At 43.6% G+C, this 17,299-nt stretch carries 16 protein-coding genes; all 16 read right to left on the bottom strand.

Going from position 1 to position 17,299, the window contains the following annotated elements:
- Positions 1–2: 2 nt before the first annotated feature.
- The 16 genes from JMF81_RS07705 to JMF81_RS07630 all read right to left on the bottom strand — a co-directional run bounded on the left by JMF81_RS07705 (position 3) and on the right by JMF81_RS07630 (position 17,257).
- Positions 3–947, bottom strand: coding sequence for a DHH family phosphoesterase (locus JMF81_RS07705; protein WP_201310874.1), 945 nt, complete (start codon positions 945–947; stop codon positions 3–5).
- An 11-nt stretch (positions 948–958) separates the two neighbouring features.
- A complete protein-coding gene (gene rbfA, locus JMF81_RS07700; protein ID WP_201310873.1) occupies positions 959–1,309 on the bottom strand; it encodes a 30S ribosome-binding factor RbfA in 351 nt (116 codons plus the stop codon).
- Positions 1,310–1,340: 31 nt separating this feature from the next.
- Positions 1,341–3,665 carry a translation initiation factor IF-2 gene (infB, locus tag JMF81_RS07695; RefSeq protein ID WP_201310872.1) on the bottom strand — a complete coding sequence of 775 codons (2,325 nt, stop codon included), beginning with the start codon at positions 3,663–3,665 and terminating at the stop codon, positions 1,341–1,343.
- Between the two features lie 3 nt (positions 3,666–3,668).
- Positions 3,669–3,986, bottom strand: a complete 318-nt coding sequence (locus tag JMF81_RS07690) for a L7Ae/L30e/S12e/Gadd45 family ribosomal protein (protein WP_201310871.1) — start codon at positions 3,984–3,986, stop codon at positions 3,669–3,671.
- Positions 3,979–4,248: an RNase P modulator RnpM gene (gene rnpM, locus JMF81_RS07685; RefSeq protein ID WP_201310870.1), complete on the bottom strand. Its 270-nt coding sequence runs from the start codon at positions 4,246–4,248 to the stop codon at positions 3,979–3,981. Before rnpM ends, JMF81_RS07690 begins: the two co-directional genes overlap by 8 nt.
- A 14-nt stretch (positions 4,249–4,262) precedes the next feature.
- Complete coding sequence (gene nusA / locus JMF81_RS07680; RefSeq protein ID WP_201310869.1) at positions 4,263–5,519, bottom strand: transcription termination factor NusA; 1,257 nt, start codon at positions 5,517–5,519, stop codon at positions 4,263–4,265.
- Positions 5,520–5,535: 16 nt separating this feature from the next.
- Positions 5,536–6,000, bottom strand: coding sequence for a ribosome maturation factor RimP (rimP, locus tag JMF81_RS07675; protein WP_287477245.1), 465 nt, complete (start codon positions 5,998–6,000; stop codon positions 5,536–5,538).
- Positions 6,001–6,218: 218 nt separating this feature from the next.
- Positions 6,219–10,634, bottom strand: a complete 4,416-nt coding sequence (locus JMF81_RS07670; RefSeq protein ID WP_201310867.1) for a PolC-type DNA polymerase III — start codon at positions 10,632–10,634, stop codon at positions 6,219–6,221.
- Between the two features lie 2 nt (positions 10,635–10,636).
- A complete protein-coding gene (gene ispG / locus JMF81_RS07665; RefSeq protein WP_201310866.1) occupies positions 10,637–11,698 on the bottom strand; it encodes a flavodoxin-dependent (E)-4-hydroxy-3-methylbut-2-enyl-diphosphate synthase in 1,062 nt (353 codons plus the stop codon).
- Between the two features lie 13 nt (positions 11,699–11,711).
- A complete protein-coding gene (gene rseP / locus JMF81_RS07660; RefSeq protein WP_201310865.1) occupies positions 11,712–12,743 on the bottom strand; it encodes an RIP metalloprotease RseP in 1,032 nt (343 codons plus the stop codon).
- A gap of 4 nt (positions 12,744–12,747) precedes the next feature.
- Complete coding sequence (locus JMF81_RS07655) at positions 12,748–13,887, bottom strand: 1-deoxy-D-xylulose-5-phosphate reductoisomerase (protein ID WP_201310864.1); 1,140 nt, start codon at positions 13,885–13,887, stop codon at positions 12,748–12,750.
- On the bottom strand, positions 13,888–14,700 hold the full coding sequence (locus tag JMF81_RS07650) for a phosphatidate cytidylyltransferase (RefSeq protein ID WP_201310863.1): 813 nt from the start codon (positions 14,698–14,700) through the stop codon (positions 13,888–13,890).
- Between the two features lie 3 nt (positions 14,701–14,703).
- Complete coding sequence (locus tag JMF81_RS07645; RefSeq protein ID WP_201310862.1) at positions 14,704–15,411, bottom strand: isoprenyl transferase; 708 nt, start codon at positions 15,409–15,411, stop codon at positions 14,704–14,706.
- Between the two features lie 60 nt (positions 15,412–15,471).
- Entirely contained in the window at positions 15,472–16,017 is a 546-nt protein-coding gene (gene frr, locus JMF81_RS07640; RefSeq protein WP_201310861.1) for a ribosome recycling factor, read from the bottom strand.
- 23 nt (positions 16,018–16,040) lie between these two features.
- Complete coding sequence (gene pyrH / locus JMF81_RS07635) at positions 16,041–16,736, bottom strand: UMP kinase (RefSeq protein WP_201310961.1); 696 nt, start codon at positions 16,734–16,736, stop codon at positions 16,041–16,043.
- A 143-nt stretch (positions 16,737–16,879) separates the two neighbouring features.
- Positions 16,880–17,257, bottom strand: coding sequence for a hypothetical protein (locus tag JMF81_RS07630; RefSeq protein WP_201310860.1), 378 nt, complete (start codon positions 17,255–17,257; stop codon positions 16,880–16,882).
- Positions 17,258–17,299: the final 42 nt, after the last annotated feature.

Genomic DNA, 17,299 nt, shown 5'->3' with positions numbered 1-17,299 from the left:
CTCTATAGCTGTTCTTTTATCTTAGGAAGCAGCTGTTTTTCTATCTGTTCAAAACTTCCAAACATGGTGCATCCGGCTGCAAGAATGTGTCCGCCTCCTCCAAATTCCTGGGCAATGGATGAAACATTGACTTTCCCATTGGAACGCATGCTCACCTTTACGCCTCCATTTTTCAAAGGATATAAAAAGACGGCGGTTTCTGCTCCTTTTGTTACCCGCAGCTGGTCAATAATGCCATTTACATCTGAAGGAACAGCTCCCAGCTGATCCAGTTCTTCCTGAGATAACCCGGAGCAGATAATGGTTCCGTCACAAAACAGACGACTGTTCAGCAGCGCTCTGCCAAGGGCGAGATTCTGCACATATGTTTTCTGGAAAAACGTTTCGTCAATGATCTTTGAATGATGGATTCCTTTTTCCAGAAGTTCTCCCGCATAGATCATCGTTTTTTTCGTTGTATTAGAATGTTTAAAAACTCCGGTGTCATGAACAATGCCGGTATAAAGACATTCCGCGCATTTTAAGGATACTTCTTCAAGTGGGATCAAATCACACAGAACTTCGCAGGTTGCGCTTGCTTTCGGATCTGCGATACAATAATTTCCCATTCCCTGATTGCTGATATGATGATCAATGCAGAAGACAGTATCCGCATTGCGGACCAGGCTGGAAAAAGGTTCAAACCGGTCCTCACTGCTGCAGTCCAGTACAAAAAACAAATCGTATTTTTCATTTTTCGGTATTGTCAGAATCTGCCCTGCGCCGCTTAAAAACAAAAATTCGTCACTGATTGGTTCCAGATAGACGTCCGTCTGTTTTTCCGGATATTTTTCGGAAATGTATTGTCTCAGTGCAAGACAGCTTCCAATACAATCCCCATCGGGGTGAATGTGCCCGGTAATCCCAATGGTCTGGGCACATTCAATTTGCTCCATAAATTCTTTCATAATGAAACTCCTTATTTTTGCAGTTCATCAATTTTCTTTGACATTTCCACGCCATATTCAATCGAATCGTCCAAAATAAAGGTAATCTCAGGTGTATTTCTTAAATTGACCGTATGGGCAAGTTCGCGCCGAATATATCCCACTGCGCTGTTCAGCCCTTCCATCGTCTTGTCTTTTGCTTCCTGGTCTCCCAGAACGCTGATATACACCTTGCACTGTTTCAGATCTGATGTTACGACCGCGTCTACGACGGAAGTCATAGGCGCAATCCTTGGATCTTTGATCTCCCGGCTGATGATACGGCTTAATTCCCGCTGCACTTCACCGTTGATTCGTGTATTTTTAATGCTGTTTTTTCTCATAACTGACTCCTTTTCATCAATTCAGCAGAACTTATCTAGGAACTTCTTCCATAACGAATGATTCGATCTGATCACCTTCTTTGATATCATTGAAGTTTTCCATAACCAGACCACACTCAAAGCCGCTTCGAACTTCTTTGACTGCATCTTTTCCTCTCTGAATAGACGCAAGTTTGCCTTCATGGATTACAATTCCATCACGGATCACCCTTGCAGAACTGTCTCGCTGAATAGTTCCGTCTGTTACATAAGATCCTGCGATCGTTCCAACTCCGGATGCCTTAAACAGCTGCCGTACTTCAGCATGACCTGTGACTTTTTCAACAAATTCCGGATCCAGCATACCTTTCATCGCAGATTCGATATCTTCAATTGCATTGTAAATAACGCGGTATAATCTCATATCAACTTTGTCTGCCGCTGCAGCGTCTTTTGCTGCAGGCTCCGGACGAACATTAAATCCAATGATGATCGCATTGGAAGCGGAGGCAAGCATAACATCGGATTCATTGATTGCTCCAACGCCTCCGTGGATTACTTTAACTGCCACTTCATCGTTCGATAATTTTTCAAGGCTCTGTTTCACTGCCTCTACAGATCCCTGTACGTCTGCTTTTACGATAATGTTTAATTCTTTTACGCTGCCTGCCTGAATCTGATCAAAGAGATCATCCAGAGACAGCTGGCTCTTCGTTTCAGAAAGCATTTTTTCTCTGCCATAGGCAATGAATTTTTCTGCCACGGCACGTGCTTCTTTTTCACTGTCCATTGCCATGCAAACTTCACCGGCATATGGCACTTCGCTTAATCCGAGAATCTCAACCGGAGTAGATGGTCCGGCGGATTTGATTCTTTTTCCTTTGTCATTGATCATGGCACGAACTTTACCGTGAGCATTTCCAACAGCGATCGCGTCTCCTACATGAAGTGTACCTTTCTGTACCAGGACAGTGGCAACCGGGCCTCTTCCTTTGTCAAGCTGTGCTTCCAGAACGATTCCTCTTGCCTTGCGGTCTGGATTTGCCTTTAACTCAAGTACTTCGGCGGTCAGAGATACCATATCCAGGAGTTCTGGAATTCCTTCTCCTGTATGAGCGGAAACCGGACAGAAAATTGTGCTTCCTCCCCAGTCTTCCGGAATCAGTTCATATTCTGTCAGTTCCTGTTTTACACGTTCGATATTGGCGCTTTCTTTGTCAATCTTATTGATCGCTACGATAATCTCGACTTCTGCAGCTTTTGCATGGTTGATGGCCTCAACAGTCTGCGGCATAACACCGTCATCTGCAGCGACAACAAGAATTGCAATATCGGTTGACTGTGCTCCACGCATACGCATGGATGTGAATGCTTCATGTCCCGGTGTATCCAGGAATGTGATTTTTCCATTGGCGGTTTCCACCGTATAAGCACCGATATGCTGGGTAATTCCGCCGGCTTCTCCTGTAGTTACATGGGTAGAACGAATTTTATCGAGAAGAGAGGTTTTTCCGTGGTCAACATGACCCATGACACAGACAACGGGCGGCCTTTCCACCATTTTGCTCTCATCGTCTTCCTCGTCATCTTTCAGGATTTCTTCAATAACATCCACCTGCTGTTCCATTTCTACCAGACGGTCAAATTCCAGCGCAATTTCTTCTGCTTTCTCAAAATCCAGTTCTGAGTTCAGATTCAGCATTCCGCCTCCGCTGATCAGCAGTTTTTTGATAATATCATTGGCTGGAATGGACAAAGCGTCCGCCAGTTCTTTCAAAGTAAGCATTGGCGGAATTTTTACTGGCACATCCGGGTCAATTTCCGGTTTTTTCACCGGCTCCGGCTTAATAAATGCTCCAGGTCCTGATGTCTTCTTTTTCCTTCTCTGTTCCTGCGGCTGGTTCTTATTAAATTTTTTGTTCTTTTTATTATTTTTATGATTGAATTTCTGGGAATTCTGAGGGTTTTCTTTTCTCAAAATTTTACGATCTCCATCCTGTTTTTTATTCTTTTGATTTTTCTGATTGTTTCTCTGGTTTTTAAAGTCTTTCCGGTTTTCATTCTTGTTATGATCTTTATTTTCATTCCGGTTATTCGGCTGATTTTTCCCATTTCTCCGGCGGTCACCATTCTGATTCCGGTTCTGTCCGCCTTTTCCGTCTTTTCGGCCGTTTTCCTGTTTCTTAAAATTCTGTTTTTTTGAAGAAGATGTATTTTTTTTCGGCGCTAATGCTTTTTCCACAATGGCTACCTGGTCATCACTTACCATACTCATATGGTTTTTTACATCAATCTGATTTGATTTCAGTATTTCCAAAATTTCTTTGTTATCTTTTCCCAATTTCTTTGCAACTTCATATACTCTGAATTTTGCCATATATTACACCTCCATAATTGATTCCTTATCAAGCTGTTTGCGGACTGCGTTAGAAAATCCCTGATCCGTTACCGCAATGGATGCTCTGAAATCCTTGCCTACGGCATGGCCGAGCTGTTCCCTGTCGCACCAGAAATAAAGAGGCACCTGATAATGGTTGCACAGATTTCGAAATTTCTTTTTTGTATTCTCAGAAGCATCCATGGCCACAATGACCAAACACGCGTTTTTTTTTCGAACTGCTTCTGAAACTGCGAAATCACCGCTGGACAGATTTCCGGATCTCATACATAGACCAAGGGTCGATAAGATCTTATTCAATTTCTTTCATCTCCTTTTCCAGCTGTTCATAAATTTCTTCGGGAATTGCCATCTTAAACGAACGTTCCAGACCTTTTGATCTGACTGCTTTCGCAAGACAATCATTGGACTTGCAGATATAAGCTCCTCTGCCGTTCTTCTTTCCCGTTGCGTCAATCGTGATTTCTCCTTCCTTGGTACGTACAATACGCACCAGGTCCCGTTTTTCTTTCTGTTCTCCGCATCCAATGCATTTTCTCGTAGGAACTTTTCGATTGTTCATTCTATCACATCCTGTTACTCTTCATTTTCTTCATCTGACATCTCTGTTTCTTCAGATTCCGGTTCTTCGGATTCCATATCATCTGAAATTTCTTCTTCCTCAGAAGATACTTCAGTTTCTTCTTCTGCAAAGCTGTCTTCTTCATCTGCAGTTTCCTGGAAATCAAGATCCAGCTCATCGTTAAGATCCTGAAGATCGTCAGACGTCTCTTCTTCCATCTCTTTCTTTAAAGCTTCTTCCTGAGCCTGGGATTCACTCTTAATATCAATCTTATATCCTGTAAGGCGGGCAGCAAGTCTTGCGTTCTGTCCTTCTTTTCCAATAGCAAGAGACAGCTGATAATCAGGAACTACGACTTCCGCGCTCTTTTCCTCCACATCAGCCGTTACGGATACGACTTTGGACGGACTTAACGCGTTTTCAATAAAGATGCAAGGGTCTTCGTTCCAGTTGATAATATCAATTTTTTCCCCTTTCAGGTCATTTACAATCGCGTTGACTCTTGCGCCGTTTAAACCGACACAGGCTCCGACCGGATCCACATTTTCATCATTGGACCATACTGCCATTTTAGTTCTGGATCCTGCTTCTCTCACAATATTTTTAATTTCTACTGTGCCGTCCTGGATTTCTGCCACTTCTTTTTCAAACAGGCGTTTTACCAGATCCGGATGTGTTCGTGATACAAGGATCCTCGGTCCGCGGTTTGTTTCTTTTACTTCAACGATATAAAGCTTGATCCGCTCTGTCGGACGGAAAACTTCTCCCTTGATCTGTTCTGATTTCATCAGAAGAGCATCTGTTCTGTCATCCAGGCTGACGCTGACATTTTCTCCAACATATCTCTGAACGACACCTGTTACAATATCTTTTTCTTTGCAGTAGAAATGGTCATATACGACTCTTCTTTCTTCTTCCTTGATTTTCTGTACAATAACACTTCTGGCGTGCATTGCTGCGATTCGTCCGAAATCTTTCGGCGTGATTTCCACACGAACCTGATCTCCAAGTTCATATTTCTGATTCATCGCTTTTGCTTTGCCAAGACTGATCTCCAATGCAGGATCCATGACTTCTTCTACCACTTCTTTTAAAGCATAAACATAGATGTCTCCGGTCTCCCGATCCATGTTGACCACTACATTATCCGCGCTGCCAAAGTCCCTCTTACATGCAGCAAGCAAAGAATTTTCAATGGCCTCCATGATGACATCCTTGTCAATTCCTTTTTCTTTTTCTAACTGATTTAATGCTGCAATTAATTCGTTCATTTTTTCTTTTTCCTCCTTAAAAATCTAATGACAGACGGGCCTGCGCAATGCCCTTCATTTCAAATTCCATGTCGTTACCATCAATTTCCAGAATGATACGATCTTTGGAATAGTCTTTTAAAATTCCTGTAAATTCTTTTTGTTTGTCCACAGCCTGATACAATTTGATATCAATGGATTTTCCAATACTGCGAAGATAATCTTTTTCCTTTTTCAGCGGCCGTCCCAGACCCGGAGAGCTGACTTCCAGAATGTAGGCATCTTCAATAAAATCTTCCTCATCCAGCTTTTCTTCCAGAGCACGGCTTATAAGAACACAGTCATCGATGCTGATGCCTCCTTCTTTGTCCGCATAGACTCTCAGATACCAGTTGGCCCCCTCCTTTACATATTCTACATCAACCAGTTCAAATCCATTTTCTTCAATGATTGGAAGAACCATAGCTTCTGTTCTGTTTTCAATCTCCGTATGTTTTGCCAAAATATCATCCCTTTCCATCTGTTTTGATCATGTCAAGCGGACACTTGGAACCTGTCAGGCTGTTTCCTCGTGAACGCAGGCTGCTTTGTGCTGTCTGTGTTCGGATATCTACACAAACAATAAGAGTGGACTTGCGCCCACTCCTATCAGTAATTTCTTAAGCTTCTTTTATTCTATCATGAAAGATAGTACTTGACAAGGGATTTTAGTAAAAATTGTTAAATAAAATTAAAGGACAGCTGGTCGGTTTCTTCCAGATCCCCCATAATTCCCAGTTCCTTCATTTTGTCAATGCAGGCCTGCGGCGCTTTCGTCCGGTTCCTGAAATTTTCAAGAGACGTAAACGCTTCCCCTCTGGCTGCCTCTTCTACCTGAAGAGCGGCCTTTTCTCCCATACCGTCAATGCTGGTAAAAGCCGGCATGATCTTTCCGTCAATTACCTGAAAATCTTTCGCTTTCGCTTTATAAATGTCGATTGGCATAAATTCATACCCTCTGGCATACATTTCATCGGCAATCTTCATTTCACGCAGAAGATCCAGATCCGCGTTTTTTACCTCATGTTTTGGAGTATTTTTTATCTGGCGGATCCTTTCATCCAAATGTTCTTTTCCAAGACACATATCTTCATAAGAAAATGCCTTTGCCCGGATACTGAAATAAGCCGCATAATATGCCAGCGGATGATATACCTTATACCACGCGATTCGCCATGCCATCATAACATACGCAGCGGCATGAGCCTTCGGGAACATATATTTGATCTGTTTACAGGACCAGATATACCATTCAGGAACTCCTTTTTCTCTCATGGCTTCTTCCTGTTCAGGTTTCAGCCCTTTTCCTTTTCGAACTCCTTCCATGATCGTAAACGCCAGAGCTTCATCCAGTCCCTGATTGATCAGGTAAACCATGATATCATCTCGACAGCAGATGGCAGTGGAAATTGTGGCATCTCCATTTTCGATCAATGTCTGCGCATTGCCAAGCCATACATCGGTTCCGTGAGACAATCCGGAAATACGCACCAGATCGGAAAAACTCTGCGGATGGGTATCCTGAAGCATCTGGATAACGAAATCTGTTCCAAACTCCGGAACTCCCAGAGATCCCAGCGGTGTCCCGTCAATATCTTCCGGTTTGATGCCCAGAGTCTCTGTTCCATGAAACAGGCCCATGACTCCTTTGTCGTCCAGAGGAATGGTATGGGAGTCAATTCCCGTGATATCTTCCATCCTTCGGATCATAGACGGATCATCGTGTCCGAGAATATCCAGTTTCAGAAGATTCTGGTCAATGGAATGATACTCAAAATGTGTCGTGATGATCGGTGTATTCATATCATTTGCCGGGTGCTGGATAGCGGTGAAATCATAAATTTCTTTATCATGAGGCACAACAATAATTCCTCCCGGATGCTGTCCCGTCGTTCGTTTGACTCCGGTGCAGCCTGCCGCCAGACGTTCGATCTCGCAGCGGCGCTTGCTGATGCCTCTTTCTTCCAGATATTTTAGAACATATCCATAAGCGGTTTTTTCCGCCAGAGTACCTATGGTACCGGCACGGAAAGCCTTTCCTTTTCCGAAAATGACTTCTACATAAGCATGAGCTTTTCCCTGATATTCTCCGGAAAAGTTCAGGTCAATATCCGGCTCTTTATCTCCTTTGAATCCGAGGAATGTCTCAAACGGAATATCCTGTCCTTCCTTGATCAGTTTCGTTCCGCATTTCGGACAGACAGCGTCCGGCATATCAAACCCAGACATACCCTTTTTCGCGTATTCCTGTACCTGCTCAGAATCAAAATCCACGTAATGACAGTTTGGGCATATATAATGAGCCGGAAGAGGGTTTACCTCAGTAATTCCCGCCATGGTTGCCGCAAAAGAAGATCCGACAGAGCCACGGGATCCAACCAGATAGCCATGGTCGTTGGAATCCCATACCAGCTTCTGCGCAATGATATACAATACTGCATAGCCGTTTCCGATAATGGAAGTCAGTTCTTTTTCCAGACGGTTTGTGACTCTCTGCGGCAGATCCGGGCCATAAATCTCATGCGCTTTATTATAACAGATTTCTCTCAGCTCCTGGTCTGAATTTTCAATAACCGGGGGACATTTGTCCGGATGGATCGGAGAAATATTTTCAATCATATCATTGATCTTATTTGGATTTGTAATGACCACTTCTCTGGCTTTATCACTTCCAAGATAAGCAAATTCATCCAGCATTTCTTCTGTCGTCCGGAAATACAGCGGAGGCTGCTGATCTGCGTCCTTAAAGCCTTTTCCTGCCATCAGGATGGAACGGTAAATCGAATCATCCGGATCCAGAAAATGAACGTCACAGGTAGCAATCACCGGTTTATGAAATTCTTCTCCCAGCTCAACGATCTTCTGATTCAGGCGCTGGATATCTTCCTCTGAATTAATATTTTCATATTTATCTGAGTGAATCATAAATTCATTATTTCCCACCGGCTGGATTTCCAGATAATCGTAAAAGGAAACAATTCTTGCGATATCTTCATCGGACCGCTGATCCACCAGAGCGCTGTAGAGTTCTCCTGCTTCACAGGCTGAGCCGACGATCAGGCCATCCCGGTATCGGTCGATCAGTGACTTAGGCATACGCGGTTTTCGATTGAAATAATTAATATGGGATTCCGATACAAGACGATTTAAGTTCACTCTTCCTGTATTATTCTTTACCAGCAAAATACCATGACGCATCCGTCCCTTTTTTACAAGATCCGTACTCTGGGCGGCAAAATCGTTGACCTGATCCAGGTTTTCAATTTCTCTTTCTTTCAGCATAGAGATAAATTCAACAAAAATCTTTCCAGTTGCGGTTGCGTCATCCACAGCACGATGATGGGTCTCAAGGACGATATTTAAATGCTTACATATATTATCCAGCGTATATTTTCCAAGATGAGGCATCAGACATCTGGCAAGTCCAAGGGTATCGACTGCAGTATACTCATAAGGCAGTTTCAGCCTCCGGCAGTTTGCCCGGATGAATCCGGTATCAAAGCCGGCATTATGAGCCACCAGTACCGCTCCCTCACAAAAATCCAGAAATTTCGGAAGAATTTCTTCAATGATGCCGGCATCTTTTACCATATCATCTGTAATCGTTGTCAGCTGAGTGATCTTATATGGGATCGGCCTCTGTGGATTTACGAATTCACTGAATGTCTCTGTAATCTGACCATGAACAACCTTAACTGCTCCAATTTCAATGATGCGGTCATTCTCACTGTTAAATCCTGTCGTCTCAATATCAAAAACAACATATTCCTGATCCAGGGTCTGTCCCCTGGAGTCAATCGCCAGATCCCCAAGATCATCTACAAAATACCCTTCTACTCCATAAATGATTTTAAAAGGATCATCTTCCGCAAGGTGAAGGTCTTCATACGCATGACGGGCAATCGGAAAGGCCTGCAGGACACCGTGATCTGTGATGGCAAGCGCTGGATGTCCCCAGTCATGGGCTCGTTTTACCACATCCTTGATCTGTACAACGCTGTCATTATCACTCATAACAGTATGCAGATGAAGCTCCACTCTTTTATCCATGGATGTATCCTGTCTCTTTTTCCTGAAATCCGGAATTGCTTTAATTCCCGCAACAGACCCAAGAGAAATCTCACGGTCAAATTTATCATACATGGCAACTGCCTTAATCCGATAAAATCCTCCCTTTTTCAGACTGTCCAGAATTTCCGGAAGCTGTTCATTCTTCACAAAGATCTTACAGCTGATAGAATCCGTAAAATCTGTAACATGAAAGATGATGATTGTCTTTTCATTGCGGATTTCTCTCGTCTCAAGAAATGTGATCTGACCATGAACAACGACTTCACCAATCTCATCATAAATATCTTTGATTTCTGTCAGATCGCCGTCACAGTTTCTTCCATAAAGAAGCGTTGGATCATCTTTCGGTCTCCTGTTTTTACGAAATCTGTTTTCACTTTTCTTTGCAGCCGCCGCTTTTTTGCGTATTTTTTTCTCTTCTTTGTGTTCCTGTTCTGCCGTATCCGCGTGTTCCACAATTGCATGGATTTCCTGCTGAAGCCGGTAATCACTTTCATCTCTCAGGTTTCTTTCATGCTGCCGGGAAAAATCAAACCCTACTTTGATTTCCATATGGAACCGGTCTTTCATGACACCCTCAAAATAGTCTTTGATCGCCGATGCCTTGCTCCGGTTTACAAAGGTATCTTCAAAATAAAAAGTAATCACATTCCCTTCAACTTTATAATCACCTTTTCTGACAACATTAAAAATAACCTCTCCTTTGCCCTTTAGTTCAAAGAGGAAGCTTTTCATATAATGTTCCATCAGGTATTTTAAATTATACTGGTCAGAGAGATGATAGGTTTCATGAAACCGTATCTTAATATAGCGTTTGGAAAACAGCTGTTCCCGAATCTGCTGTTCCATCCGCCAGGTATCCACCCTGGAAATCAGATGATCACAGCAGAAAGAAATTCTCAGCATGTTATCTCGTTTTTTTAAAGTAATGTCCTGTATGTCCACAGACTCAAACATCGAATGGAAGGCATCAGACACCTTCAGGTCCGGAAATACAGTAAAAAAAGGTTTTGCTGCCCCTGACATTTCTATTCACCCCAATGTTCCAATTCATTTCTTAATGTATCAAGCAGTTCATCTTCCGGCACTTTGCGGATAACTTCGCCTTTTTTGATCAGCAGACCTTCGCCAATTCCTCCGGCAATTCCAACATCCGCTTCTTTCGCTTCACCCGGGCCGTTTACCACGCATCCCATAACTGCAACTTTGATATTTAAATGTTCAAAGTCGCTGGCCATGGTCTCTACCTGATTCGCCAGTGAAATCAGATCAATATTGGTTCTTCCGCAGGTTGGGCATGAAACAACCTCAATTCCGCCCTGACGCAGTCCCAGTGTTTTCAAGATCAGCTTTGCACTGGTAATTTCATTTACCGGATCTCCGGTCAGAGAAACGCGAATCGTATCTCCGATTCCCTGATAAAGAATGATTCCAAGACCAGCTGCAGATTTAATATTGCCGCTGTATACGGTTCCCGCTTCCGTGATGCCCACATGAAGAGGATAATCAATCTGTTCCGCAACCAGCCGGTAGGCATCTGCACACATCAAAACATTGGAAGATTTGATGCTGACGACAATATCATGAAAATCAAACGCTTCCAAAAGGCGGACCTTGTCCAATGCGCTTTCCACAAGTCCCTGAGCTGTTACCCCATGGTATTTTTCCACCAGTGGTTTTTCAAGAGATCCGCTGTTGACGCCGACGCGGATCGGCACATGATACTTTTTAGCTGTCTCTACCACTTTTCGGATATTTTCCTCACCGCCAATATTTCCCGGATTGATCCGGATTTTATCGGCTCCGTTTTCCATGGCTGCGATGGCCAGTTTGTAATTAAAGTGGATATCAGCCACCAGCGGAATATGGATCCTTTTCTTGATTTCTCCAAGCGCTTTGGCAGCTTCCTGGGTCGGCACCGTACACCGCACAATCTCACATCCCGCTTTTTCCAAAGCCAGGATTTGTTTTACGGTAGCTTCCACATCTTCTGTTTTCGTATTGGTCATAGACTGGATCGCAACCGGATTTCCACCGCCAATCTTCACATTTCCAATTTCTACGACTCTGGTCTGTTTTCTTGTATACATAAAAACGCCTCCTTTAGAGGAATATCTTCGTAATATCCTGATACATGACAAATACCATCAGCGCAAGAAGGAGGAGTAATCCAAACGTATGAACAGCCGCCTCCATTTCTCTTGGAACCGCCTTTCCGCGAATCGCTTCTATGATCAGAAAAAGAAGCCGTCCGCCGTCCAATGCCGGCAGAGGAAGAAGGTTCATCACTCCCAGGTTCGCGCTGATCAGGATCGCCATATTGAGCATGGTTAAAAATACCGTCACAGCTCCGTATTTTGCCGCTTCATTATACTGATCTCCGACAACTTTCACAATGCCTACCGGACCGGAAAGATCCTGCAGTCCCAGCTGTCTTGAAATCAGCATTCCTACACTTTTCACTGTAATTTTAATCTGCAGACCGACTTCCCGGAAACTGTATTCCAGAGTTTTTAACGGTCCGACTTTTTGGTATCCAGGCCATGTAATGCCAATTATATACTGATTCTGTTCCTTATTATATTCAGGCGTTACATTCATCGCGATTTCTTTCCCGTTCCGATCGACCGTCAGAGGAATGGCGCCGCCTTTGTAGTCAAGATACATATAATAGGAAAATTCACGATAGTTATGGATCCTGTCACCATCTACACTTGTCATAACATCTCCTGCCTTTATGCCGGCCTCGGCTGCCGGAGATCCTTTCTGGACAGAATCAATCTGAGGAATATCAGCTCCTGACATTCCTACTACAATGACAGAAAATAAAAATGCCAGAACAAAGTTAAAAAACGGACCGGCAAATATCACCGCCATTCTGGCCCATACGGATTTGTTGTTAAAGGCATTCTGTTCCGGACGATCCTCATCTTCTCCCATCATACATGCGCCTCCAAACGGAAGCAGATGAATAGAATAAAAAGTATCGCCAATCTGTTTTCCTATAACGGTAGGTCCCAGTCCAATGCAGAACTCATCCACCTGGATGCCGTTTTTCTTTGCCACCAGGAAATGTCCCAGTTCATGGACAATAATAATGATTCCAAAAATTAAAACTGCAATGATAATATTCAATAATCTACCTGCTTTCTATATGCTCATATACCCACTGTTCCGTTTCCAGTACCTGTTCCAGAGACGGATTTTCTATGTTCGTATGGGCATCCATCGCGTCTTCAATGATGTCATATATATCCAAAAAGCGGATCTTCCGGTCTAAAAACAGAGCAACTGCCTTTTCATTGGCCGCGTTAAACACGGTCGGCATGCTGCCGCCCATTCTTCCCGCCCTGCGTGCCAGAGGGAGCCCTCGCAGTACGTCTTCCGGAGGTTTAAAAAATGAAATCTCCTTCATTGCCGCAAAGTCCAGACGTTCACCTGCCAGAGGACGGTGTTCCGGATAAAACAGCGCATACTGGATCGGCAGTTTCATATCCGGTGTACCAAGCTGTGCCATAACGCTGCCGTCTTTGTATTGTATCATCGAATGAATCACGCTCTGCGGCTGGACAACTACATGAATATGATCAAAATCGACGTCAAACAGCCACTTTGCTTCTATCACTTCCAGACCTTTGTTCACCAGGGTTGCGGAATCTATTGTAATCTTTCGTCCCATAGACCAGTTTGGATGTTTTAAAGCATCTTCCACCGTTACATATGCAAGCTCTTCTTTCGTCTTATTCCGGAACGGCCCTCCGGATGCTGTTATGATCAATGAGTCCAGATCTTTTCTGTCACCGCTTTGCAGGCACTGAAAGATCGCGGAATGCTCACTGTCTACCGGATAAATCCGAACTCCCAGTTTCTCTGCCATCGGCATGATGATATGACCTGCCGTTACAAGAGTTTCCTTATTTGCCAATGCAATATCCTTGCCTGCCTTCATGGCAGCGATCGTTGGACGAATTCCAATCATGCCGACAATCGCTGTTACAACAATCGAACAGGAAGGCTCACCTGCTGTTTCCAGCAGACCGTCCATACCGGATACGATTCTGACATCAAGATCCTGTACACGGACTTTTAGTTCTTTTGCCTTCTGTTCGTCATATACAGCCGCAATTTTGGGTGAAAACTCCCGGATCTGCTGTTCCAGTAAATCTATATTCTTCCCGGCAGCCAGCGCTGTAACGCCAAGATCGCTGTTGGAACGAACGATCTCAAGTGTCTGAGTGCCGATGGATCCTGTGGATCCAATGATAGAAAGATATTTCATTTAAATAGTTCCTCCTGAAATCATGACCATAAGATAATAAACAACAGGCGCAATCAGAAGAATGCTGTCAAATCGGTCTAAGATTCCGCCATGGCCCGGGATCAGAGAACCATAGTCTTTGATTCCGGCATCTCTCTTGATCGCAGAAGCGGCCAGATCCCCAATGACAGAGATCACAGCGCCAACACCGCAGATAATCGGGAACATAACCACTGGATCAAAAGAAAGACGCAGCCTGGTCTTAATATAAAATCCATAGATCAGTCCAAGGATCACAGCTCCTAAAATACCGCCGACAAATCCTTCGATGCTCTTTTTCGGACTCAGTTCCGGTGTCAGTTTGTGTTTTCCGATCAGCATGCCAACACAGTACGCCAGGGTATCATTTCCCCAGGCAGCCAAAAACAGCAGAACCACAAATTCGCCGCCATTCTGGATAATTCTCAGCTGATAAATATAAGAAAGCATAATGCCCACATAAATAAACCCGAAGAAACAGCCCATCATCTGGTTTAATTTATATTTCGGAAAACGAATCACATAACATCCCAGCAGTACGATCAAAAACAGGATAATGATCGGAACAGTCCATTGTGCCAGGTCAAAAAACATTGCTACATAGAACAGGATACATCCGGTATATCCAATCACTGCCAGAGAAGATTTCTCAATATGAAAAATTCTGAGCAGTTCGCTGTATCCGATCAGAGATATGATCAGAGTCGCTGCCAAAGTGACCATTCCTCCCATATACAATGCGAATACAGCAATAAGTACTAATACAATACCGCTTAACAATCGTTGCTTAAACATAAATTAAATTCCTCCAAATCTTCGATCGCGTCCATTATAGTACTCGATCGCTTTTTTCAATTCCTTTTTGTTAAAGTCCGGCCACAGCACATCTGTAAAATAGAATTCTGTGTAAGCCAGCTGCCAGAGCATGAAATTGGACAGACGCTCTTCTCCGCTGGTCCGGATCATCAGATCCGGATCCGGAAGATCTCTGGTATCCAGATAATTCTGGAATGATGCTTCCGTGATGTCCTCTTTCTGAATTCGGCCGGACTGGATATCCTCCGCCATATGTTTCATGGCACGAACCATCTCATCACGGCTTCCATAGTTTAAGGCAATCGTAAAATTAATGCCGGTGTTGTCTTTGGACGCTTCTTCCAGCTGCCTGATCTTATCCTGTAGATCCTGTGACAGTCCGCTCACATCTCCGATTACCCTTACTTTCATATTATTTTTGTTTGCGCGTTTGATGCAGTTTTTCAGATAATCACGCAATAATTTCATCAAAGCATCCACTTCGTCCTTCGGCCGTTTCCAGTTTTCTGTGGAAAAGGCATAGACAGTCAGATACTTGATTCCAAGGTCATAGGCATCTTCAATTATCCTCTCTACGGTTTTACTCCCCTGCACATGTCCCATATTTCTTGGCAGATGCTTCTTCTTTGCCCATCTTCCATTTCCATCTAAAATGATCGCCACGTGCTGAGGGACATTCAAATGTTCCATAAGGACCTCCTTACATGATAATAAAACAGGACTGTACATCTCTTCCAGTCCTGTTCCATATTAAACTGTCATGATTTCTTTTGACTTTGACTCTACTCCATCATCGATTTTCTTTACATATTTATCTGTTAATTTCTGAACTTCATCTTCATAATCTTTTGCCTGATCATCATTGAGTTCGCCTGCTTTGTTCTGCTTTTTCACAAAATCATTGGCGTCTCTTCGAATATTGCGGACAGCAACTTTTGCTTCTTCGCCTCTTTTCTTTACATCTTTCGCCAGTTCTTTTCTCCTGTCTTCAGTAAGCTCAGGGAAATTCAGACGGATTGATTTACCATCGTTTGTCGGAGTGATTCCAACATCGGACATCAGAATGGCTTTCTCGATCGTTCCCAGCATATGAGGCTCCCATGGCTGGATCAGAATGGTTCTGGCTTCCGGTACAGAAATATTTCCTACCTGAGCCAGAGGAGTGGATACTCCATAATAATCAACTCTTACCTTATCCAGAACATGCGGATTAGCACGTCCTGCACGAATTGTCATAAAATCACTGATCATACTGTCGTATGATTTCTGCATCTTTTCTTCAAATTGTTCTAACATTTTATTTTGTTTCCTCCTGTTTCTTATACGGTCACATATGTTCCGTTAAATTCACCTTTCATCAGATTCTCAATGCTGTTTTCTTCATTCAGCCCGAACACCGCCAGCGGCATCTTATTCTCCAGACACATGATAGTGGCTGTCAGATCGATCACGCCCAGTTTCTGTTCCAGGACCTCATCCATCGTAATCGTATCATATTTTACAGCAGCCGGATTGATCTCAGGATCACTGTCATATACACCGTCAATGGATTTTGCCAAAAGGATTGCATCTGCTTCAATCTCAATTGCACGAAGCGCTGTAGATGTATCAGTTGAAAAATATGGATGACCGGTTCCTCCTGCAAAAAATACTACTTTCCCTGCTTCCAAATCCCGGACTGCCTTGTCTTTTGAAAACAGTTCAGTAAATGAGCCGCAGACAAAAGGTGTATAGACTTCTGTCTCCATTCCGGCAGCGCGGAAAGCATCTGCAACATAAATACAGTTCATCACTGTGGCAAGCATTCCAATCTGGTCTGCCTTTGTTCTCTCCATACTTTCACTGGTTCGACCTCTCCAGAAGTTTCCCCCGCCGATCACAATGGCTACCTGCAATCCTTCTTCCGTCAGGACCCTGACCTGACGTGCCACATCGCGGCAGGTTGCTTCATCAAACCCTGTTTTCTTGTCTCCTGCAAGTGCCTCTCCGCTAAGTTTCAGGAGGACACGCTTCATATCCTTCAAATCGTTCATTCAATTACCTCTTTTGCTTTTTTTTACAAAATCACTCTGTGAAATTATATCATAATGACTAAAAAAGAACAATACATATTATATAAGAAATCGGCGCCCTCAAAAGAACGCCGATTAAATCCGCACTACTGGCGGCCGCCCATGACCGCTGCTATGGTAAACATTGCCGGAAGAAAGAAAGATCCGATTTGATCCAGCTCAAAAGATCCGCCGGCAGCATTAAAAAGGATCATGATCAGATCCAGTACGAGAAGCGCAGCTCCGTAATAGAAGCTTCTCTGACATCCGTCAAGACGATTTCCAAATCGAATGCCGTTCAGACCTCCAGCCACTGCCGTAAGACCATACAGACCTGACAGTATGATCGCGATATAATACATTGCAGATGACACATTCGTCTGCATTCCTGCGCTCACTACCAGCACAACATTCAGAATCTGCAGAATCCCCTGAATCAGTATGATAACTGCCATAACCTTTAAAAAAGTATTTTTTCTTTCCATATAAGACCGCTTTCCTCCATCTATATTCTGACAGGGCACAGT

The organism is Anaerostipes butyraticus (assembly GCF_016586355.1).
In the GTDB taxonomy this organism is placed as follows: Bacteria; Bacillota; Clostridia; order Lachnospirales; family Lachnospiraceae; genus Anaerostipes; species Anaerostipes butyraticus.
This window is presented reverse-complemented; position numbering and strand designations above follow the sequence as displayed.

Coding starts and splice junctions, on each gene's coding strand:
- JMF81_RS07705 (WP_201310874.1), bottom strand. CDS start 947: ATGAAAGAATTTATGGAGCAAATTGAATGTGCCCAGACCATTGGGATT.
- rbfA (WP_201310873.1), bottom strand. CDS start 1,309: ATGAGAAAAAACAGCATTAAAAATACACGAATCAACGGTGAAGTGCAG.
- infB (WP_201310872.1), bottom strand. CDS start 3,665: ATGGCAAAATTCAGAGTATATGAAGTTGCAAAGAAATTGGGAAAAGAT.
- rnpM (WP_201310870.1), bottom strand. CDS start 4,248: ATGAACAATCGAAAAGTTCCTACGAGAAAATGCATTGGATGCGGAGAA.
- nusA (WP_201310869.1), bottom strand. CDS start 5,519: ATGAACGAATTAATTGCAGCATTAAATCAGTTAGAAAAAGAAAAAGGA.
- JMF81_RS07670 (WP_201310867.1), bottom strand. CDS start 10,634: ATGTCAGGGGCAGCAAAACCTTTTTTTACTGTATTTCCGGACCTGAAG.
- ispG (WP_201310866.1), bottom strand. CDS start 11,698: ATGTATACAAGAAAACAGACCAGAGTCGTAGAAATTGGAAATGTGAAG.
- JMF81_RS07655 (WP_201310864.1), bottom strand. CDS start 13,887: ATGAAATATCTTTCTATCATTGGATCCACAGGATCCATCGGCACTCAG.
- JMF81_RS07650 (WP_201310863.1), bottom strand. CDS start 14,700: ATGTTTAAGCAACGATTGTTAAGCGGTATTGTATTAGTACTTATTGCT.
- JMF81_RS07645 (WP_201310862.1), bottom strand. CDS start 15,411: ATGGAACATTTGAATGTCCCTCAGCACGTGGCGATCATTTTAGATGGA.
- frr (WP_201310861.1), bottom strand. CDS start 16,017: ATGTTAGAACAATTTGAAGAAAAGATGCAGAAATCATACGACAGTATG.
- pyrH (WP_201310961.1), bottom strand. CDS start 16,736: ATGAAGCGTGTCCTCCTGAAACTTAGCGGAGAGGCACTTGCAGGAGAC.
- JMF81_RS07630 (WP_201310860.1), bottom strand. CDS start 17,257: ATGGAAAGAAAAAATACTTTTTTAAAGGTTATGGCAGTTATCATACTG.